Origin of the sequence: Flavobacterium sp. (assembly GCF_040383245.1) — a bacterium.
Taxonomy (GTDB): Bacteria; Bacteroidota; Bacteroidia; order Flavobacteriales; family Flavobacteriaceae; genus Flavobacterium.
This window is the reverse complement of the sequence record NZ_JBEIDX010000002.1, coordinates 175620-196731: the sequence shown is the minus strand read 5'-3', so window position 1 is coordinate 196731 and position 21112 is coordinate 175620. Positions and strand designations below refer to the sequence as shown.

19 protein-coding genes are annotated in these 21112 nt (G+C 33.7%); 8 read left to right on the top strand and 11 right to left on the bottom strand.

Translation table 11 applies throughout. The features are described from left to right. Positions 1-114 precede the first annotated feature (114 nt). The 6 genes from ABWO08_RS01915 (at position 115) to hemN (ending at position 7769) form a co-directional block, all read left to right on the top strand. Positions 115-1314 carry an aspartate aminotransferase family protein gene (locus ABWO08_RS01915; protein ID WP_353083361.1) on the top strand — a complete coding sequence of 400 codons (1200 nt, stop codon included), beginning with the start codon at positions 115-117 and terminating at the stop codon, positions 1312-1314. A gap of 161 nt (positions 1315-1475) precedes the next feature. Next, a complete protein-coding gene (locus ABWO08_RS01910; RefSeq protein WP_353083360.1) occupies positions 1476-2867 on the top strand; it encodes a tetratricopeptide repeat protein in 1392 nt (463 codons plus the stop codon). 2 nt (positions 2868-2869) lie between these two features. Further along, entirely contained in the window at positions 2870-3412 is a 543-nt protein-coding gene (locus tag ABWO08_RS01905; RefSeq protein WP_353083359.1) for an energy transducer TonB, read from the top strand. After that, the gene (locus tag ABWO08_RS01900) at positions 3396-4142 is read left to right on the top strand and encodes a shikimate dehydrogenase family protein (protein WP_353083358.1); all 747 of its coding nucleotides are present in this window, start codon (positions 3396-3398) and stop codon (positions 4140-4142) included. The genes ABWO08_RS01905 and ABWO08_RS01900 overlap by 17 nt, the downstream gene beginning before the upstream one ends. Positions 4143-4269: 127 nt before the next feature. Next, positions 4270-6309, top strand: coding sequence for a DUF349 domain-containing protein (locus tag ABWO08_RS01895; RefSeq protein ID WP_353083357.1), 2040 nt, complete (start codon positions 4270-4272; stop codon positions 6307-6309). A 95-nt stretch (positions 6310-6404) separates the two neighbouring features. Continuing rightward, a complete protein-coding gene (gene hemN, locus ABWO08_RS01890; protein ID WP_353083356.1) occupies positions 6405-7769 on the top strand; it encodes an oxygen-independent coproporphyrinogen III oxidase in 1365 nt (454 codons plus the stop codon). Between the two features lie 45 nt (positions 7770-7814). Here the strand turns inward: hemN and secA are convergent, their stop codons facing one another. From secA to ruvX, 11 genes are all read right to left on the bottom strand, one after another. Further along, positions 7815-11159: a preprotein translocase subunit SecA gene (secA, locus tag ABWO08_RS01885; RefSeq protein ID WP_353083355.1), complete on the bottom strand. Its 3345-nt coding sequence runs from the start codon at positions 11157-11159 to the stop codon at positions 7815-7817. 118 nt (positions 11160-11277) lie between these two features. Continuing rightward, positions 11278-11499, bottom strand: coding sequence for a DUF2795 domain-containing protein (locus ABWO08_RS01880; RefSeq protein WP_022828503.1), 222 nt, complete (start codon positions 11497-11499; stop codon positions 11278-11280). 151 nt (positions 11500-11650) lie between these two features. Continuing rightward, positions 11651-12220 carry a cob(I)yrinic acid a,c-diamide adenosyltransferase gene (locus tag ABWO08_RS01875; RefSeq protein ID WP_353083354.1) on the bottom strand — a complete coding sequence of 190 codons (570 nt, stop codon included), beginning with the start codon at positions 12218-12220 and terminating at the stop codon, positions 11651-11653. Positions 12221-12382: 162 nt separating this feature from the next. Further along, positions 12383-13081 carry an ABC transporter ATP-binding protein gene (locus tag ABWO08_RS01870; RefSeq protein ID WP_353083353.1) on the bottom strand — a complete coding sequence of 233 codons (699 nt, stop codon included), beginning with the start codon at positions 13079-13081 and terminating at the stop codon, positions 12383-12385. Positions 13082-13162: 81 nt separating this feature from the next. Beyond that, positions 13163-13744, bottom strand: coding sequence for a class I SAM-dependent methyltransferase (locus tag ABWO08_RS01865; RefSeq protein WP_353083352.1), 582 nt, complete (start codon positions 13742-13744; stop codon positions 13163-13165). Positions 13745-13746: 2 nt separating this feature from the next. After that, on the bottom strand, positions 13747-15603 hold the full coding sequence (locus ABWO08_RS01860; protein ID WP_353083351.1) for an ABC-F family ATP-binding cassette domain-containing protein: 1857 nt from the start codon (positions 15601-15603) through the stop codon (positions 13747-13749). A 69-nt stretch (positions 15604-15672) separates the two neighbouring features. After that, entirely contained in the window at positions 15673-17118 is a 1446-nt protein-coding gene (locus ABWO08_RS01855; RefSeq protein WP_353083373.1) for an APC family permease, read from the bottom strand. A 43-nt stretch (positions 17119-17161) separates the two neighbouring features. Continuing rightward, entirely contained in the window at positions 17162-17935 is a 774-nt protein-coding gene (gene mazG, locus ABWO08_RS01850) for a nucleoside triphosphate pyrophosphohydrolase (protein ID WP_353083350.1), read from the bottom strand. A gap of 78 nt (positions 17936-18013) precedes the next feature. Beyond that, entirely contained in the window at positions 18014-18514 is a 501-nt protein-coding gene (locus tag ABWO08_RS01845; protein ID WP_353083349.1) for a DUF5606 family protein, read from the bottom strand. Between the two features lie 84 nt (positions 18515-18598). Next, entirely contained in the window at positions 18599-19186 is a 588-nt protein-coding gene (def, locus tag ABWO08_RS01840) for a peptide deformylase (RefSeq protein ID WP_353083348.1), read from the bottom strand. 68 nt (positions 19187-19254) lie between these two features. Further along, positions 19255-19665, bottom strand: coding sequence for a Holliday junction resolvase RuvX (ruvX, locus tag ABWO08_RS01835; protein ID WP_353083347.1), 411 nt, complete (start codon positions 19663-19665; stop codon positions 19255-19257). Positions 19666-19729: 64 nt separating this feature from the next. Here ruvX and ABWO08_RS01830 point away from each other — a divergent pair, with 64 nt between their 5' ends. Then, entirely contained in the window at positions 19730-20545 is an 816-nt protein-coding gene (locus ABWO08_RS01830; RefSeq protein ID WP_353083346.1) for a 2,3,4,5-tetrahydropyridine-2,6-dicarboxylate N-succinyltransferase, read from the top strand. 12 nt (positions 20546-20557) lie between these two features. Continuing rightward, positions 20558-21112, top strand: a complete 555-nt coding sequence (locus tag ABWO08_RS01825; protein WP_353083345.1) for a class I SAM-dependent methyltransferase — start codon at positions 20558-20560, stop codon at positions 21110-21112.

Sequence of the window (21112 nt, the reverse complement as noted above, 5' to 3'; positions counted from 1 at the left end):
AATATAAAAATTTGAACTGCTTTTTAAACTATTAATAAAAAAATCTTAATAAAGATTTAGTTGAAGCTAATTTCCTAAATTTGCCTTCTAATTTTATCTCTGATAAAAATCTGAATGAAAACCGATTTTATTAAATACCAAGCACAAACATCTCCCTATCCTTTAGGTATGGAAGTTTCGCACGCAATTGGATCGTATATATTTGACACCAACAATAAAAAATACCTTGATTTTGTTGCTGGAGTTTCTGCATGTTCTTTAGGACACCAACATCCGAAAGTAAACCAAGCCATTAAAGATCAATTAGATAAATATTCGCATGTAATGGTTTATGGCGAATATTCTCAAAGTCCGGCGGTGCAATATTGCAAATTATTGGTCGAAAATTTACCTCCTACTTTAAACAAAGTTTATTTAGTAAACTCAGGAACAGAGGCCTGTGAAGGAGCTCTGAAATTAGTAAGACGCGTTACCGGAAGAAGCCAGTTAATCTCTTGTCACAATGCCTACCACGGAAACACGATGGGCTCAATGAGTGTGATGGGATTTGAAGAACGCAAGCAAGTATTTAGACCCTTAATTCCGGATGTTGATTTTATAACCTTCAACAACGAAGAAGATATCCAAAAAATAACTACCAAAACCGCTGGAATTATTTTAGAAAGCATTCAAGGTGGCGCAGGATTTATTCAACCAGAAAATGATTTTTTAGCAAAAGTTAAAAAAAGATGTGAAGAAGTTGGTGCGCTATTAATCGTTGATGAAATTCAGCCGGGGTTTGGTAGAACCGGTAAATTATTTGGTTTTGAAAATTACAACGTTGTGCCCGATGTGGTTATTATTGGTAAAGGAATGGCCGGCGGAATGCCTGTTGGAGGATTTATTGCCGATGAAAAATACATGGATTTACTAAGTCACGATCCTAAATTGGGACATATTACCACATTTGGAGGCCATCCTGTTATTGCTGCGGCCTGCTTAGCCACTTTGCAAGAAATACTTGAAAAAGATTATGCTAATCAATCTTTAGAAAAAGAAAAAATATTCAGAGAACTTATTGTTCATCCCTTGATTACTGAAATAAGAGGAAGAGGCTTAATGCTTGCTGCCATGACTGAAAAACCAGAAATTACAGATCAGGTAATTTTGCGTTGCCAAGAAAAAGGCTTGATCTTATTTTGGCTTTTATTTGAAGGGAAAGCAATCCGAATTACACCACCACTTACTATTTCTGAAGAAGAAATAAAAGAAGGTTGTAAAATACTTCTTGAGGTTTTGGACGAAGTATTAAATAGTTTAAAGTTTAAGGTTTAAGGTAAAAAAACTTGCAACTTTAGCTTCTTGCTACCATCTTCTAACTTACCTTTTTCATTTATATTTTCTGTTAATTAATTTGTTCAAAACAAATTAAGATTTCTTCCTTTTCCAAACAATAGTTAGGTACTTTTATAATAGTTAATTTTAACTAAACTGTTATGCACCTAGATCACGAAGAAGAAGACTACAACTTATCTTTATCCAAATTCGAATCCATGTTGAAAACCAACAAGGTGCTGTTTTTTGATTCCGAAGAATTTGAAGAAATAATCTTGCATTATTTAGATATGGGCAAAACCAATTTAGCCAAAAAGGCATTGAAAATTGGTTTAGATCAACATCCTAAATCTACTGGTTTAAAATTGGTTCAGGTTGAAATGCTGGTTTTTGAAGATAAATTGGAATTAGCAGAAAAATTGCTAAATGAGCTTTATTTTCTTGAACCTACCAACGAAGAAATTTACATTCAAAAAGCCAATATCTACTCAAAGAGAGATGACCATGAAAAAGCGGTGGAGCTTTTAACTCAAGCCCTACAATTTACAGAAGATTATACTGATATCTACAATTTAATTGGGATGGAATATCTCTTTATGGACAATTTAGAAATGGCAAAAGTCAATTTCATAAAGTGTTTGGAAGAAGAAATTGATGACCAATCTTCAATATATAATGTAGTTTATTGCTTTGAATTTTTAGATCAAAATCTAGAAGCTATAGAATATTTAAAAAAATACATTGACAAAAACCCCTATTCTGAAATTGCATGGCATCAAATAGGGCGTTTATATTATGGAATAAAGGACTATGAAAATGCGGTTCGTTCATTTGAATACGCTACCTATATCGACGAATATTTTGTAGGAGCCCACATGGAAAACGGGAAAGCATTAGAACGCTTAAAGCGTTATGAAGATGCTATTGAAAGTTATGCTAAAACCATAGAACTGGACGATCCTACCTCCTATGCCTTATTGCGAATTGGAAAATGTCATGAAAAATTAGGTAACTTGAAGGAGGCTTTAGCTTTTTTCAATAAAACGGTGCATGAAGATCCGCTTTTAGACAAAGGATGGATTGCTATTACTGATTATTATGTACGTCAAAAAAAATACAAAGAAGCTTTAGAACATGTAAATAAAGCGATATCAATTGACGACCAAAATCAAGCGTATTGGAAACGATTTGCTACGATTAATAAAGCCATGAATTTGCTTGAAGATGCTGAATATGGCTATAGAAAAGCAGTAGAATTAGGAGATTATCAGCTCGACACCTGGTTATTTTGGGTTGATGTCTTAGTTAATTTGTCAGAGATAGATAGCGCCATACTTACACTTTTACAAGCTTCAGAATATTTTCCTGAAGAATATGAAGTAGAATATCGTTTGGCTGGATTATATTACCTACAAAACGAAATAGAAAAAGGCTCCTTTCACTTAAATAATGGTCTTAGATTAAATTTCAACAATCATTCACTACTAAAGGAATTATATCCATCGGTTTGGAGCATGAAAAAAGTGCAATCCTTAATTAGTAAGCACAAATAATAATGAAAAAAAATATACTGATTCTTGCGCTTTTAGCAATTACTTGTTCTTTTGGTCAAGCCAAAAAACAAAAATCAAATCCTAAAAACACTCAGAAAGAAATTGAAGTTACAGAAATACCAATTGAAGAGCGAATTAATTACATCAAAGGTGATCACTATGGTGATGAAACAATAGCTATTGAATCTGCTCCAATAATTAAAGAGGAAGATGTAAACACAATTTATAACACAGCTGGAATAGAGGTTAAACCAGAATTCCCAGGCGGTAATGATAAATTAACAACATACTTTTCAAAATATTTTCAATATTCTGATGAAATGAAAGAAGCGGAATTAAGAGGAAAAATATTTGCAAGCTTTGTAGTGGAACGGGATGGTTCTTTAACCGATATTAAAATAATTAGAGGATTAGGTTATGGAACAGAAAAAGCAGCTCTTGAAGTATTAAAAAGAATGCCACTTTGGTCTCCTGGCGAACAAAATGGAAAAAAAGTTAGGTGCTCCTATATAGTTCCAATAACAATCTATGCTACCAAACAATAAAAAATTCGGATTGATCGGAAAAGATATTTCATATTCTTTTTCAAAAAAATATTTCACCGAAAAATTTGCACAGGATTTGTATGAAGATTGTTCTTATGAAAATTTTGACATCCTTAATATTGAAGATTTTCCAAGCGTTTTAAAAAACAATCCCAATCTAAAAGGTCTCAACGTAACAATTCCATACAAAGAATCAATTATACCCTATTTAGATACTGTTTCCGATAAAGCCTTTCAAATTGGTGCGGTGAATGTAATACGTTTTACCAAAAAAGGAAATTTAAAAGGTTATAATTCTGATTGGTTTGGATTCAAAAAATCACTTGAACCCTTGCTGCAAGTCCACCATAAAAAAGCCCTAATTCTAGGGACTGGCGGAGCTGCTAAGGCTGTTGCATTTGCCTTAGACCAACTCGGAATTACCTATTCTTTTGTATCCAGAGAAGCCAACCCAAACACAATTGATTATTCCTTAATAAACGCAACAACTTTTGATAATCATCAAATTATTATCAACTGTACTCCAGTAGGAACAAGTCCAAATACAAAAGAGTTCCCTCCTATACCTTACAACTATTTTAGCAAACAACACATTGCCTTCGATTTAATCTATAATCCAGAAGAAACGCAGTTTTTGAAGAAAGCTAAAAAACAAGGAGCCGTAACTAAAAACGGTTATGAAATGCTCGTTTTTCAAGCCGAAAAAGCTTGGAAAATTTGGAATAAATAAAAAATTAGAATTCCATTACCCTCTACTAAAATATAGAAGACAGGCTAATTCTTTGTAAATTAGCTATACTTTAGTATCTTTAGCCCTCCAAAAAAGGACTATTTTATAACCTTACACATTTAAAAAAATGTCAGAAGAATTGAATGATAACCTACCAGTTAACGAAAACGCGGTAGATGGAAATGAGAATTTAGAATCTCAAGAAACTATTTCAACTGAAAATCAAGAAGTTGAATTAGTTGAAGCAGCAGAACAGCCAATTGAAGAAATTGCTGAAGTTGCTGCTCCTGTAGTTGAAGAAACTACTGCAATTATTGAAGAAGTAATTGAAGCTGCAACAACAGAAATAGCTACAGATGAAAGTGAAGTGGCTATGAATGCCATTGCAGATGCTAATGCCGAAGAAAGTGAAGACGAAACATTAATAGGTCGTCACGATATTCCACTACAAGATTATGAAGCAATGCCAATGGAAAAATTGGTTGAAGAATTAGAAGTTCTTATTGCAGCAGAAAAAGTAATGTCAGTGCGTGAGCATGTTGAAGAAATAAAAAAAGCATTTTTATCAAAATTTCATCATTTTATTGAGGTGAAAAAAGATGAATTTCATGCTGAAAACCCAGAATCTACAGAAGAGTTTCATTTTAGTTTTCCTTTAAAAACTAAGTTTGATACTTTATATAATCAATACAGAGACAAAAAAAATGCTCATTTCAAGTCGCTGCAAAATAATTTACAGGCCAATTTAGAAAACCGCATGAACTTGGTTGAAGAATTGAAAAACCTAGTAAACAATCAATCAGGTAATATTGCAAATTCTCTAAAACAATTAAATGATATTAGAGAAAGATGGAAAAATGCTGGTCCAATTCCAAAAGATAAATATAACCACGTTTGGAATAATTTTCATTTTCATATTGAAAATTTCTATGACTTCTTGCATTTAGACCGTGAAGCACGTGACATTGATTTCAAAAATAATTTAGAGCAAAAACAAAAAATTATAGCTCGTGTTGCCGAATTGGTAAACGAAACAGACATCAATAAATCGTTCCGTGAATTGCAAGATTTACACAGAATTTGGAAAGAAGACATTGGTCCGGTTTCTAGAGAAAATAGAGAAGAAATTTGGAAACAGTTTAGCGACTTAACCAAACAAATGCACGATAAGAGAGAAGCCTACTATGAAGGTTTCAAAGCAAAAGAAACTGACAATTTAGAAAAGAAAAAAGGCCTTATCGCTCAATTAGAAGTACTTGCTCAAGAAAAAGTAGACACACACCAAGCTTGGCTTAATCAAATTACTAAAGTTGAAGCGCTTCGAAATGAATTTTTTGCTACAGGTAAAGTTCCATCTGAAGTTAATGAAGCTACATGGACTGCATTTAAAACTGCTGTTAGAAACTTTAACTTACTTAAGAATTCATTTTATAAAGAAATCAAAAAAGACCAAAACGATAATTTAAGCAAAAAACAAGCTTTAGTAAATAAAGCAAACGAGCTTAAAGTAAGTGATGATTTTGCAGCTACTACTCCAATCATGAAACAAATTCAAGAGGAATGGAAGTTGGTAGGTCATGTGCCAAGAAAATTTTCAGATGTTCTTTGGAAGGAATTCAAAGGTGCTTGCAATCACTATTTCGAAAGATTAAAAGAAAGCAAATCAGAAGAAAATGCGGAAGAAGTTGCTGCATTTGAAAAGAAAAAAGAATACTTAGAAGGATTAAGAGCATTCGAATTAATTGGTGATCACAAAACCGATTTAGACGCCATAAAAGCGCATATTGAGGCATGGAAAGCTATTGGAAAAGTTCCTTTTAACCGAAGACATGTTGAAGGTAAATTCAATAAAATATTGGATGCTTTATTCGAAAAATTAAGCTCTAGCAAAAAAGAAAACGACATGTTGCGTTTTGCTAATAAACTAGGTAATTTAGAGGATAGCAGAAAAATAGATAATGAACGTGTTTTTATTATGCGTAAAATTGACGAAGTACAAAATGAAATTTTCCAATTAGAAAACAACATTCAGTTTTTTCAAAATGCTAAAAACGCCAAGAAAGAAAATTCTATTGTTACCGAAGTGAGAAAAAATATCGAAAGACACAAAGAAGAACTTCAAACTTGGAAAGAGAAATTAATTCAAATTAAGAATTTAAATAATTAGTCAAAAGCCCACTTTAAAGTGGGCTTTTTTGATTATGACAATTATCATTTTAAACTCCAACATATAGAATTAATTTTGGCATAAATATCCAAGTTATGTCGGTGTCTTTAATTCAAAAATACAATGTTCCAGGTCCAAGGTATACAAGCTACCCTACTGTTCCCTATTGGGAAGAAGACCTGTTTTCATTGGAATCTTGGAAAAACACTTTAATTAAATCTTTTGAAGAAAGTAATCATTCGGAAGGGATTAGTTTATACATTCATCTTCCATTTTGCGAAAGCCTGTGTACTTTTTGCGGATGCAATAAAAGAATAACAAAAAGACATGAGGTTGAAAATCCGTACATCACTGCTTTACTTAAAGAATGGGAATTGTATTGTATCTTATTACCTAGCAAACCCCTAATAAAAGAAATCCATTTGGGTGGTGGAACGCCAACTTTTTTCTCTCCAGAAAACCTAAAAACCCTAATCAACGGAATTTTCTTACGAGCTATCAAAGCCCCAAAGCACGAATTTAGTTTTGAAGGACACCCCAATAACACCAATAGAACCCATTTGCAAACCTTATATAATTTAGGTTTTAGAAGAGTAAGTTATGGTGTGCAAGATTATTCAGAGAAGGTACAACAAGCAATTAACCGAATGCAACCCTTTCACAATGTGGCCAAAGTAACTTTTTGGGCTAAAGAAATAGGTTACACTTCTGTAGGGCATGATTTAATATTTGGTTTACCTTTTCAAACATTAGAAGATGTAATTGACACCATTGATAAAACAAATTCGCTGCAACCCGATCGATTGGCCTTTTACAGCTATGCGCATGTACCTTGGATAAAAGGCAACGGCCAGCGCGGTTTTAATGATAATGATGTTCCAAAAGATGACGCCAAAAGACAATTGTATGAAGAAGGTAAAAAACGATTGGCGGCCAATAATTACCATGAAATAGGAATGGATCACTTTGCTCTTGCGACCGACAGCATGTATCAATCGTTTCAAGACAAAAAATTACATCGCAATTTTATGGGCTATACTTCCTCTAAAACTAAATTAATGAATGGATTGGGAGTTTCCTCGATAAGTGATAGCTGGTATAGTTTTGCCCAAAATGAAAAAACAATTGAAGAATACTACAACCGAATTGACCGAAATGAATTACCTGTATTTCGGGGACATATTCTAACCGAAGAAGATTTGAAAATAAGAAAACACATTCTTAATTTGATGTGTCAATTTACCACTTCGTGGGATACCAAAGAAAGTTTCTTAATAGAAATAACCGAAATATTAGGACAACTACACGAAATGGAAACCGATGGTCTTATTGTAATTGAAAACAACGCTCTTACGGTAACAGAAAAAGGAAAACCATTTGTACGAAATATTTGCATGGCCTTCGATTTAAGATTGAAACGCAAGGCTCCCCAAACGCAGTTGTTCTCGATGACCGTATAAAAAAATCCCCAACTTTTCAGTTGGGGATTTTTTATTATTTATAAACTAAACTAAAACCCATTCGCCACTCGCTAACATACTTTCGGCTTTTTTGAATTTCATCGTTTCCGTTTTTCCACTCATGACATGTTTGATTGTCACGTTGTCGTTTCTATTAATTTTTGGTTGATCGCGAACAATAGTTTCAGTAACTTGTCTTTGTTGCGTTTGACCCGCCTCGTGATTTCTTTCTGCTAATTCATCCGAATTCAAAACCTCATCTTTAGATTCGGTGTAATTCGCTTTACGTTTTACTTCTTTAGCTTCTTGAATGGTATTGTTTTGCTGAGGCAAATCTCCTTTAAATAAGAAAGAAATTACTTCTTTATTCACACCATCCAACATGTTTCTAAACAAATTAAAGGCTTCTAATTTATAAATCAACAAAGGATCTTTTTGTTCGTGAACTGCAAGCTGCACCGATGTTTTCAACTCATCCATTTTTCGTAAGTGCTTTTTCCAAGCCTCATCAACAATAGCCAAAGTGATATTTTTCTCATAATCAGCTACTAGCTGTGCCCCTTGAGTATCAAATGCTTTCTTCAAATCGGTAACCACATTCAACGATTTAATTCCATCTGTAAACGGAACCACAATACGCTCATACTGATTATTCGGATTTTTATAAACATCCGTAATGATTGGAAGTGCTTCTCTAGCTGTTCGTTCTGTCTTTTCGGTATAGAATTCCATTACGGCTTTGTATAATTTACCGGTCAATTCCATTTCAGACATTTTTTCAAAATCATTTGAAGAAAATGGAGAGGTAATGGCAAAATAACGAATCAATTCAAATTCGAAATTTTTAAAATCATTGCTTGGTTTGTTGTCATTTACAATAACCTCACAAGTATCATACATCATGTTTACAATATCTAGTTTCAATCGTTCTCCATGCAATGCATGACGGCGACGTTTGTAAACTACTTCTCTTTGTGCATTCATAACGTCGTCATATTCTAACAATCGTTTACGAGTTCCAAAGTTATTTTCTTCTACTTTTTTCTGAGCTCTCTCAATTGATTTGGTCATCATAGAATGCTGAATTACTTCACCTTCTTTCAATCCCATTCTATCCATCACTTTGGCAACTCTTTCTGAACCAAAAAGACGCATCAAGTTATCTTCCAAAGAAACATAGAACTGTGAACTTCCAGGATCACCTTGACGACCTGCACGACCTCGCAACTGACGGTCTACACGACGTGAATCGTGACGCTCTGTACCAATAATTGCTAAACCTCCGGCTGCTTTCACTTCGGGAGTTAACTTAATATCGGTTCCACGACCTGCCATATTGGTTGCAATAGTTACCACTCCTGGTTTCCCTGCTTCCGCAACGATATCGGCTTCTTTTTTATGCATTTTTGCATTCAATACATTGTGTGCTACACCACGCATTTTCAACATTCGGCTTAATAATTCAGAGATTTCTACTGATGTTGTTCCAATTAATACGGGTCTTCCTGAAGCTGAAAGTTGAGTTACATCTTCAATAACCGCATTGAATTTTTCACGAACTGAACGGTAAATTAAATCTTCTTTATCCTGACGAGAAATACCTCTATTAGTAGGAATTTCAACAACATCTAATTTATATATTTCCCAAAGTTCTCCTGCCTCTGTAACCGCAGTTCCGGTCATACCAGCCAATTTGCTGTACATACGGAAATAATTTTGTAAGGTAATTGTTGCAAATGTTTGGGTTGCCGCTTCAATAGTTACTTGCTCTTTCGCCTCAATTGCTTGGTGCAATCCATCTGAATAACGACGACCATCCATGATACGACCTGTTTGCTCATCAACAATCATGATTTTGTTATCCATGATTACATATTCCACATCTTTTTCAAAAAGAGTATATGCTTTTAATAATTGCGTAAGGGTATGAATACGTTCCGATTTAATTCCGAAATCTTGAAACAATTTTTCTTTAGCTTCCAACTCGGCATCTTTATCTAAATTTTGTTTTTCGATGTTGGCAATTTCAGTTCCAATATCTGGAAGAACGAAGAATGTTTCATCGGTATCTTTAGACAAAAATTGAATTCCGTTATCGGTTAACTCAACTTGGTTGTTTTTTTCTTCAATTACAAAATACAAAGCTTCATCAACAAGCGGCATCTTTCTATTGTTGTCGCTGATGTATTCGTTTTCGGTTTTTTGCAACAATTGCTTGATTCCGTCTTCACTTAAAAATTTAATAAGTGCTTTGTTTTTTGGTAAAGAACGGTAGGCACGTAATAATTGAAACCCTCCGTCTTTTGCATTTCCTTCTTTGATTAATTTTCTAGCTTCCGATAAAAAACCATTTGCCAATTGGCGTTGTAAGTTGTAAAGATTTTCAACTTTAGGCTTCAATTCGTTAAACTCATGACGGTCTCCGTCAGGCACCGGACCAGAAATAATCAATGGCGTTCTTGCATCATCAATCAATACCGAATCGACCTCATCGACAATTGCATAATTGTGTTTTCTTTGTACTAAATCCTCTGGAGAGTGCGCCATATTATCTCTTAGATAATCAAAACCAAACTCATTGTTGGTTCCGTAAGTGATATCGGCTTCGTAAGCTTTTCTTCTTTCAGCAGTATTTGGCGAGTGGTTATCAATACAATCAACCATTAATCCGTGGAATTCAAATAAAGGTGCTTTCCAAGTGCTATCACGCTTTGCTAGGTAATCATTCACGGTTACCAAATGTACTCCGTTTCCTGTCAAGGCATTTAAATATAAAGGTAATGTTGCTACCAATGTTTTCCCCTCTCCTGTCTGCATCTCTGCAATTTTTCCTTCGTGCAATACAATACCACCTATTAACTGCACATCATAGTGAATCATGTCCCAAGTGATTTCTTTACCGGCTGCATTCCATTGGTTTGCCCAATTGGCTTGATCCCCAACTAAAGTAATGTAGGGTTTGGATGCAGATAATTCTCTATCTTTTTCAGTAGCAGTTACTGTAATTGTTGAGTTTTCTTTAAATCTTCTTGCTGTTTCTTTAACCACAGCAAAAGCTTCTGGAAGAATATCCATCAATACTTTTTCTGAAATTTCGTAGGCTTCTTTTTCTAAAGCATCAATTGCATTATAGATATCTTCTCTTAGATCAATATCGGAAGTGTTTTCGGCTTCCAATTTTTTTGCTTCTATTTCAGCATCTTGTTTTGAACGAGCTTGTTTTATCTTCGCTTTGAACTCGGCTGTTTTAGCACGCAATTCATCATGAGACAAAGCCATAAGCGCAGACTCTAATGCTTTTACTTTGGCAATATAAGGTTGAGTAGCTTTTACATCTTTTTGAGATTTATCCCCTACAAATACTTTAAGAATACTATTTATGAAACTCATAATTGGTTTATTTATATTTTGGTTTTCCTCTTCAAAAAAAAAAACAAAAAGGAAAGTTATTATTAACAAAAAAAAGCCCCAAAGGAGACTTTTTTTCTGTGGTATTAATTATTTTTTTTTAATATTCATCCTCATTCCAAAGATAATCTTCGTCTGTAGGATAATCTGGCCAAATTTCTTCCATTGATTCATATATTTCACCTTCGTCTTCAATAGATTGTAGGTTTTCAACTACTTCTAAAGGAGCTCCGGCTCTAATAGCGTAGTCAATAAGTTCATCTTTGGTTGCTGGCCATGGCGCATCACTTAAATAAGATGCTAATTCTAATGTCCAATACATCTGCTTTCGATTTTATAATTTATGCAAAAATAATTTTTTAACTGAAAAAGTCAAGTAAAAAATGATTTATTTTCAAATTAAATTTAAGAACGTGTTTTTTTTCTCTTTTGTATTCAGTAATAACAATTTAAATATTGCTGAACACTGCAAACTATTTCCTAGGAATCCAAGGCATTTCCTCTGCGTTTAAGTCTAAAGTCAATTTTCGTGCCAACACAAAAAGATAGTCAGAAAGTCGGTTAAGGTACTTAATAACTAGTTCTTCGGTAGGTTCAATGTCATTAAGATATACTGCCAAACGCTCTGCTCTACGACAAACACATCGAGCAATGTGACAATATGACACAATGGTATGTCCACCAGGAAGCACGAAACTAGTCATTGCCGGCAAAGATTCGTCCATTGCATCTATTTCTTTTTCTAGAAATTCGATATCTGATTCTAAAATTCCCAAATTCTGCAATCTTTTTTCTCCGTTTTTTAATTTTTCATCTTCGGGAGGGGTTGCTAAAATGGCTCCTACGGTAAACAAGCGGTCTTGCACTTCAAGTAACACCTTTTTGTAGGAAGGATTCATGTCTTGATCGCGAAGTAAACCAATATGGGAGTTTAATTCATCTACGGTTCCGTAGCTTTCTATACGAATGTGGTGCTTTGATACACGAGTTCCTCCATATAATGATGTGGTGCCTGTGTCGCCGGATTTGGTATATATTTTCATTAGTAAGAATCTGAGGTTGAAAGTTGCTAAGATACTGCGTTTTTTTGAAGTTAACAAGTAAGCAAAATGTTGGCTTCTTAGCCCCGACAGCAGCAAGTATACTCGCAGAGATACTGCGAATGGCGGGAAAATGGATTACAGATAAAGCTTAATGTTTCGCTCCTATAAATGACCTTTGTTAAGATTGTCACTTTCAATCATTCCGTCGCGCAAACGGATAATTCGGTGTGCATACTTGGCAATGTCTTCTTCGTGCGTTACTAAAATCACTGTGTTTCCGGCAGCATGAATATCACCAAAAAGCTTCATTATTTCTACCGAAGTTTTACTATCTAAATTTCCGGTTGGTTCGTCGGCAAGAATAATGGAAGGCTTATTAACTAAGGCACGGGCAACAGCCACTCGCTGGCGTTGTCCCCCCGAAAGTTGGTTGGGTTGGTGGTCCATACGATCGTCAAGTCCTACTTGTTTTAGCACTTCGGTAGCACGAATATTTCTATCAGTTTTAGAATATCCGGCATAAATCATTGGTAATGCCACATTATCTAACGCGGTAGTTCTTGGCAAAAGATTGAAAGTTTGGAATACAAATCCGATTTCTTTATTTCTAATTTCGGCCAAATCGTCGTCGTGCATTTGAGAAACATCGTTTCCGTTTAGGATATAAGTACCTGATGTTGGCGTATCAAGGCAACCTAAAAGGTTCATAAGGGTAGATTTTCCAGAACCTGATGGCCCCATTAAAGCTACATACTCTCCTTTATTTATTTGTAAATCAATACCTTTAAGCACATTAATGGTTTCGTTTCCGAGTTGAAAATCACGTTTAATATTGGTGATTTGAATTAAAGGATTTGCCATTTTGATTTATGAATGAAGTTTAACGAATGTAAAGATAAGTAATCCAAGTTCGATTTTTGTTACAAAAAATGCAAATTATTTTTATGCTCTAATTACAAAATGTTCTTTCTTTTGTTCACTACGAAAGAAAACAAATCCTAAATAAAAAGTATCGATTGTAACGGTAACTTTGGGGTGATTTTTAATAATATCCCAGGCTTCTTCCATGTCTTTACTACCATGAATAGCATTCACTATCCAAATCGTATTATTGATACTTGTAGGCAATAACATTTCAAAATACTCTAAAATTTCTTTTTTCGAAGAGTTGCCTCCAAAATAAATAAGATCATAGAATTCCGAACTTGAGTTTTGAGATGAAATTATAGCATTTTTATGCCCTAATGAAAAAACAGAAGTAGCTGATTCTAATGAACTTCCTATTTCTAATAAAGATTTTGGTTGTAAATATTGAACAACTCGAAATAACAGATTAACTTGTTTTGAAGAAATAGGGTAATTTGCAGACTTATGATTTGATTTTAAAATTGAATATTCCTCGTAATTTGTTTTGTCATAGAAGCATTTTGTCACCAAATTATATACAAATGGCGAATGCACTCCGTGTTGGTTTTTGGAGTTCCAAAGAAATTTAAGGTAAGATTTAATTGAATACAAAACCATTATTACTCCATTTTAGAACTCAATTCAAACCAGCGTTCTTCTTTATTTTCAAGCGTTTGAATTATTTTTTGCAATTCGTTTGCTTTAGCTTCAATATCTGAATCTGCTACTTTACCATCCGAAAATAATTGTTCAATTTGTTTCTTTTGAAATTCTAAGTCTTTAATTTCTTTCTCAATTTTATTGAATTCTTTTTGTTCATTAAAATCCAATCCCGATGAAATAGTTTTGGTCTTCCAATTGGTCTTTTCTTTATTATCGTCTTTATTAATAGGATCAGCAGAATCTTCATAAGCTCTAAAATCGGAGTAATTTCCTGGGAAGTTTTCTACAATTCCATCCCCCCTAAAAACGAATAAATCATCTACAATTTTATCCATAAAATACCTGTCGTGAGAAACCACAAGCAAGCAACCTGGATAATCCAACAAGAAACTTTCTAATACATTTAAGGTTACAATATCTAAATCATTGGTAGGCTCATCAAGAATTAAGAAATTCGGATTCTGAATTAAAACCGTACATAAATACAACCGTTTAAGCTCTCCCCCACTCAATTTCTCAACAAAATCGTATTGCTTTTTGCTATCAAAAAGAAAGCGTTCCAATAATTGCGAAGCCGAAATTAATTTCCCTTTCATCAACGGAATATATTCTCCGTATTCTTTAATAATATCAATTACACGTTGACCGGGTTTTGGGTTGATTCCGCTTTGTGTATAATATCCAATTTTAATAGTATCCCCCGTTATTACCTTACCTGAATCGGTTGGAATGGTTTGCGTAAGTAAATTTAGGAATGTCGATTTTCCCGTTCCGTTTTTACCAATAATTCCAATTCGAGCACCACGCTGAAAATCAAAACTGAAATTTTCTAATATTTTTTTATCGCCAAACTTTTTCGAAATTTTATGCAACTCAATAATCTTGCTTCCAAGTCGTTCCATGTTTATTTCGAGTTCTACAACATTTTCTTTTCTTCGACTTTCGGCAACTGCTTTGATTTTGTAAAAATCATCTTGACGCGATTTCGATTTGGTAGTTCTCGCTTTTGGTTGCCTTCGCATCCAAGCCAATTCTTTTACAAAAAGGTTTTGGGCCTTTTCGATACTTGCATTTTCAGAGGCAATTCGTTCTTCTTTCTTCTCTAAGTAATAGGAATAATTGCCTTTATAACTGTATAATTTTCCGTTTTCTAATTCGATGATTTCATTACAAACACGCTCTAAAAAGAAACGATCGTGCGTAACCATAAACAACGTAATGTTTTCTTTGGCAAAATAACTTTCTAACCATTCAATCATCTCTAAATCAAGGTGATTGGTAGGTTCATCTAAAATCAATAAATCAGGGCGATTGATTAATATTATGGCTAGTGAAAGGCGTTTTTTCTGACCACCCGACATATTTTTTACCTTCAATTTGAAATCTTCCAATTTCAATTTGAATAAAATTTGTTTGAATTGGGTTTCAAAATCCCAAGCATTAAAACGATCCATATCGTCAAATGCTTTTTCATAAGCTTCGGTATCTTCTGGGTTTTCAAGTGCTTTTTCGTAGCGTTCAATCACATGAAGAATTTCATTATCACTTGCAAAGATGCTCTCCTCAACTGTTAATTCATCTTGCAATTGGGGCACCTGAGACAAAAAGGCCATTTTAATTTCCTTACGAATTACCACTTGTCCAGAATCGGGTTCGTCTTCACCATTAATAATTTTCATAATGCAGGTTTTCCCTGAACCATTCTTAGCGATGAATGCAATTTTTTGGTCTTTATTTATTCCAAATGAAATGTCTTTGAACAAAGTTCGTTCGCCAAAGGATTTCGATATATTTTCTACTGAAAGGTAATTCACAAGTGTATTTATTTTTTTGCAAAAATAGGCTTTTGTTTCAAGAATAATAAAGAAACATTTACACTTAAATTACTTTTTATTATTAAGAAATAAATAGTAAACCGGAATTCCTATGGCAACTATAAACAATCCAAGACCTGTATTTCTAGTATCGTAAATCAATAGAGTAAAACATATTGCCGCTGTAATTACAATGTAAAGAATTGGAATTACAGGATATCCAAATGCTTTATAGGGTCTATCTGTATTGGGTTCTTTTTTTCGAAGTATAAATAAACCCCCGATAGTTAGTATGTAAAATAATAAAGAGGCAAAGGTCGAATAAGTAAGTAAATCACTATACCTACCTGACACACATAATATACAAGCCCAAGCACATTGAAACCATAAAGCTTTTGCGGGCACATCATGCGCATTTAATTCTCCGGCCTGTTTAAAAAACAAAGCGTCTTTGGCCATTGCATAAAACAACCTTCCACCTGATAAAATTAACCCACTATTGCATCCAAAAGTAGAAACCATAATTAATCCGGCCATAACGAAAACTCCAATATTCCCCATAATTACACTGGCCGCTGCCGCTCCTACTCGATCTTGACTTGCAAACATAATTCCGTGTTGCGTAATCGAACCGTCGGGTGAACCATGTAAAGGCAATAATGCCAAGTAAGCAACATTGGCCAAAATATAAATAACGGTTACGATTAGCGTTCCTAAAAATAAACTTCGAGGGATATTCTTTTTGGGATCTTTAATTTCACCTGCAATAAATGTCACATTATTCCAGGCATCACTAGAAAATAACGAATTGATTATGGTAGCTCCCATTGCACCTAACAATGCAACTCCCGATAATTTTGTAATGGTGAGTGTGCCGTTATCATTTAAAACGGTTTTACTGGCATCCCACATGTTTGTGAAATTAGTTGCAAAGGTATCGGTATGAAAACCAACATATAATCCGAAAATAATTAAAGCAAAAAGAGCGATTAACTTTGCAGAAGTAAAAACCAACTGAATTATTTTTCCGTTTTTTACTCCTTTGGTATTAATATAGGTCAGCAATCCAATACTAAACATAGCAAGTATTTGCTTATTTGTAAATGTAAAATTATCTCCTATTCTAAAAATTTCATTTTCTAAAGCAGGAAAAAAAACAGCGGTATAATTGGCGAATGCAACTGCAACTGCAGCAATTACTCCCGTTTGAATTACCGTAAATACCGTCCATCCGTAAAGGAAAGAAATCAATTTTCCGTAAGCTCGCTGAATGTATACATATTGTCCCCCAGCGTTTGGCATCATTCCTGCTAATTCACCGTAACTCAATGCAGCCGACATGGTTAACAAACCTGTTACCAACCAAATAATTAAGATCCAAGCTGCCGAACCAACATCTCGAGCCATTGCTGCAGTTACCAAAAATATACCCGATCCAATCATTGATCCAGCTACTAAACTTGTAGCATCTATAAGGCCTAAAGAGCGTTTTAATTCGTGTTTTACTTCCAAAATAGTTGATTTAATTATTTCAAATATACATTTTAATGCATTGCAATTATATTTTCTTTGCTTCTTCCCAAAAAACATCCATTTCTGCTAATGTCATATCCGATAGTGGTTTTCCCATTTCGGATGCTTTACCTTCAAGGTATTGAAAACGCTTGATGAATTTTTTATTGGTACGTTCTAGTGCATCTTCGGGATTGATTTTTAAAAATCGGGCATAATTAATTAAAGAAAACAACACATCCCCAAATTCAGATTCTATGGCATCTCTATTACCTGAAGTCACTTCCTCTTGCAATTCCTGTAGTTCTTCTTGAACTTTGTCCCATACTTGGTGTGGTTCTTCCCAATCAAACCCCACTCCTTTTACTTTATCTTGGATTCTGCTAGCTTTAACTAAGGCCGGCAAACCTTTGGGAACACCCTCCAATACCGATTTTTTTCCTTCCTTAAGTTTGAGTTTCTCCCAATTTTGCTTTACTTCTTCTTCATCTGCCACCACTACATCTCCATAAATATGGGGATGTCTAAAAATTAATTTTTCACAAATTTCGTTACACACATCAGCAATATCAAAATCGTTGGTTTCGCTTCCAATTTTAGAATAAAAAACAATATGCAACAACAAATCACCCAACTCTTTTTTGACTTCTTGAAGATCATTATTTAAAATTGCATCTCCCAATTCATAAGTTTCTTCAATCGTCAAATGCCTCAAACTTTCAAGAGTTTGTTTTTTATCCCAAGGACATTTTTCTCTCAAATCGTTCATGATATCAAGTAATCTCGAAAAGGCGTCCAGTTGCTGTTGTCGTGTATTCATAATATTGATTTGTGTAAAAATAAGAAATCCTGTCAAGAATTATCTTAACAGGATTAAATTATATATTCCGAATTGAAATTAGTCCTTTTTAGCTGGTTTCTTTTTCGCTTTGGCTTCAGTTTTAGCTTCTTTTTCTTTGGCTACTTCTTTCACCACTTGTTCTTTCACTGATTCTGCATTTTCAATTTTTGGTTCTTCTTTAGAAACTAAACCTTTTGCTTGTAGCATATTGTACCAGTTTAAAACCTTTTTAATATCTGATGGATATACTCTTTCCTCATCATAATCGGGAACGATTTGCTTAAAATAAGCTAATAATTTAGCGTTATCTTCTTTGTGAGAAATAGCAGGGCCTTCGTTTTCTTTAATTGCAATTGCTCGCAAAATTTCAACTAATGGTTTTTCCTGAGTGTGTGTATACATAGAAATTTCTGACAACAAACTCACATTACTGCGCATGCCAACAGTAATTCTTTTTCCGTCAATCATCGATTCAGCAACGAATCCTGAACGTGTTTGTATTTTTAATTCAAATAATCCTGGTTTACCAGAAATGGCTAATATTTTATCAACATTCATTTTCTAAAAATTATTTTAATAGGTGGCAAATATATTATAAAAGTTCAATTACAATAGCAATTGCAATCACAAAATTTGAAAAATTTATCTTCCTTTTTTATTACAAAATTTCATGCGATAATCTGGTCGTGCTTTACCATCCATAATGTTTTGTAACTTCTTCTTAATTAAGGTTTTCTTCAACATTGCAATCTTATCTGTAAATAGAATTCCCTCTATATGATCGTACTCATGCTGAATCACACGAGCGATCAAACCATCATAAACTTCGGTTTTTTTATTGAAATTTTCATCAAAATACTCAATAGTAATTTTTTCTTTACGGTATACATCTTCACGTACATCAGGAATACTCAAACATCCTTCATTAAAACCCCATTCTTCACCCTCTTCTTTTATGATTTTAGCATTAATAAAAGTTTGTTTAAACAATCTTAATTGTTCTTGTTCTTCATTAGAAATGTTTTCACTGTCGCAAAAAGGTTCGGTGTCAATGACAAATAATCGAATAGCCATTCCCACTTGTGGTGCCGCTAATCCGACTCCATAGGCATTGTACATCGTTTCATACATATTTTGAATAATTTCCTTTAAATTAGGATAATCAGCCGAAATATCTACTCCAACTTTTCTTAAAACAGGTTCTCCATAACCATATATTGGTAGAATCATTTTAGGGTATTAGTTAAATTAATTTATAAAAATGAAAGTGCAAAAGTAACAAAAACAGATGTATTTGTTTATTGTTTCAAAAGATAATCTTGTAACATGATGGTTGCAGCAATTTCATCAACTAATGCTTTGTTTTGTCTTTGCTTTTTTTTCAAACCGCTATCAATCATCGTTTGAAACGCCATTTTGGATGTAAAACGTTCATCTGAACGCTCTAAAGGCATATCTGGAAATTCACTTTTAAACTTAGATACAAACTTCTCAATAATCTCAGTACTTTCAGACGGTAAGCCATTCATTTGTTTGGGTTCACCAATTAAAACTTTAGCTACTTTTTCTTTAGCAAAATAGTCTTTTAAAAATGCAATAGCGGTTTCGGATGGAATCGTTGTCAATCCCGAAGCTATGATTTGCATCTCGTCGGTAACGGCAATTCCGGTTCTTTTTATTCCGTAATCTATTGCTAAAATTCTTGGCATATTATTTTTTTGTAAAGATAAGAAATAACAGAACTTGTTTTTATCTTTGTGAAAAATATTAGCAATGACTCATTTACAACCTACCATAGAAAAAGCTTGGGAAAACCGAGAATTACTTAAAGAAGAAACTACTATAAATGCTATAAAAGAAGTTATTTATGCTTTAGATAATGGCACTTTGCGTGTGGCCGAACCAACAAACAACGGATGGCAAGTTAACGAATGGGTTAAAAAAGCCGTGGTCATGTATTTCCCGATTCAAAAAATGGAAACGCATGAAGTTGGCATTTTTGAATATCATGATAAAATGCTATTGAAAACAGGCTATGCCGAAAAAGGAATTCGTGTTGTACCACCTGCCGTGGCACGTTATGGCGCGTATATTTCAAAAGGAGTAATATTAATGCCGAGTTATGTCAATATTGGTGCCTATGTAGACGAAGGAACAATGGTGGATACCTGGGCAACGGTAGGAAGTTGTGCTCAAATTGGAAAAAATGTACACCTTTCGGGTGGTGTTGGAATTGGTGGTGTATTAGAACCTTTACAAGCAGCTCCCGTAATTATTGAGGACGGTGCTTTTATTGGATCGAGATGCATTGTTGTAGAAGGAGTTCGTATTGAAAAAGAAGCGGTACTTGGAGCAAATGTTTGTCTTACTTCGTCAACAAAAATCATAGATGTTACCGGAAGTGAACCTAAAGAATATAAAGGTTATGTACCGGCTCGTTCAGTTGTAATTCCTGGAAGTTATACCAAAAAATTTGAAGCAGGAGAATTTCAAGTTCCTTGTGCTTTAATTATTGGGCAACGCAAACCATCCACCGACTTAAAGACTTCGCTTAATGATGCTTTAAGAGAATATGATGTAGCTGTTTAAAAAGAAACACCTATGAAGAACACCATTCTTTGGATTAAAAAGAAATTTTCTTGGAATTTGAAATATTTTCAGGGAAAATGGAAATTTATGGAAACTGAAAATATTAGATACGAATCTATATACAAACTGATAAATGTAAATGATACAAAATATACTATTTTAGATTTGGGTTGTGGCTATGGGACACTTTTAAATTATTTTAAGAAAGAAGACTACTCTAATTATCTTGGTATTGATTTAAGTAATTACGTAATATCAAAAGCAAAAAAAAGAAACTATTTAAATAGTGATTTTCTTTCTTACAACATTCAAAAATTTATTCCACAAACTAAATTTGATGTAATTATTTTTAATGAAGTAATTTATTATTTAGACGATCCTTTAAATGAATTAGTTAGATATTCTATTTATTTAAACGAAGGTGGTTTTATTATTATCTCGATTTTTGGGGTACGCGAAGATTTAATCGAAAAATTTAAAGAAAAATTAAACTTAGAAAGCCATGTTACTATTAAAAAGGATGATAGTTTGATATGGGGACTAAGTAAGTTTACTAAAAAAATATAA

What these genes read in the sequence shown, in the direction of transcription:
- ABWO08_RS01915 (WP_353083361.1), top strand. Translation starts at nt 115, where the DNA reads ATGAAAACCGATTTTATTAAATACCAAGCACAAACATCTCCCTATCCT.
- ABWO08_RS01910 (WP_353083360.1), top strand. Translation starts at nt 1,476, where the DNA reads ATGCACCTAGATCACGAAGAAGAAGACTACAACTTATCTTTATCCAAA.
- ABWO08_RS01905 (WP_353083359.1), top strand. Translation starts at nt 2,870, where the DNA reads ATGAAAAAAAATATACTGATTCTTGCGCTTTTAGCAATTACTTGTTCT.
- ABWO08_RS01900 (WP_353083358.1), top strand. Translation starts at nt 3,396, where the DNA reads ATGCTACCAAACAATAAAAAATTCGGATTGATCGGAAAAGATATTTCA.
- ABWO08_RS01895 (WP_353083357.1), top strand. Translation starts at nt 4,270, where the DNA reads ATGTCAGAAGAATTGAATGATAACCTACCAGTTAACGAAAACGCGGTA.
- hemN (WP_353083356.1), top strand. Translation starts at nt 6,405, where the DNA reads ATGTCGGTGTCTTTAATTCAAAAATACAATGTTCCAGGTCCAAGGTAT.
- secA (WP_353083355.1), bottom strand. Translation starts at nt 11,159, where the DNA reads ATGAGTTTCATAAATAGTATTCTTAAAGTATTTGTAGGGGATAAATCT.
- ABWO08_RS01880 (WP_022828503.1), bottom strand. Translation starts at nt 11,499, where the DNA reads ATGTATTGGACATTAGAATTAGCATCTTATTTAAGTGATGCGCCATGG.
- ABWO08_RS01875 (WP_353083354.1), bottom strand. Translation starts at nt 12,220, where the DNA reads ATGAAAATATATACCAAATCCGGCGACACAGGCACCACATCATTATAT.
- ABWO08_RS01870 (WP_353083353.1), bottom strand. Translation starts at nt 13,081, where the DNA reads ATGGCAAATCCTTTAATTCAAATCACCAATATTAAACGTGATTTTCAA.
- ABWO08_RS01865 (WP_353083352.1), bottom strand. Translation starts at nt 13,744, where the DNA reads ATGGTTTTGTATTCAATTAAATCTTACCTTAAATTTCTTTGGAACTCC.
- mazG (WP_353083350.1), bottom strand. Translation starts at nt 17,935, where the DNA reads ATGAATACACGACAACAGCAACTGGACGCCTTTTCGAGATTACTTGAT.
- ABWO08_RS01845 (WP_353083349.1), bottom strand. Translation starts at nt 18,514, where the DNA reads ATGAATGTTGATAAAATATTAGCCATTTCTGGTAAACCAGGATTATTT.
- def (WP_353083348.1), bottom strand. Translation starts at nt 19,186, where the DNA reads ATGATTCTACCAATATATGGTTATGGAGAACCTGTTTTAAGAAAAGTT.
- ruvX (WP_353083347.1), bottom strand. Translation starts at nt 19,665, where the DNA reads ATGCCAAGAATTTTAGCAATAGATTACGGAATAAAAAGAACCGGAATT.
- ABWO08_RS01830 (WP_353083346.1), top strand. Translation starts at nt 19,730, where the DNA reads ATGACTCATTTACAACCTACCATAGAAAAAGCTTGGGAAAACCGAGAA.
- ABWO08_RS01825 (WP_353083345.1), top strand. Translation starts at nt 20,558, where the DNA reads ATGAAGAACACCATTCTTTGGATTAAAAAGAAATTTTCTTGGAATTTG.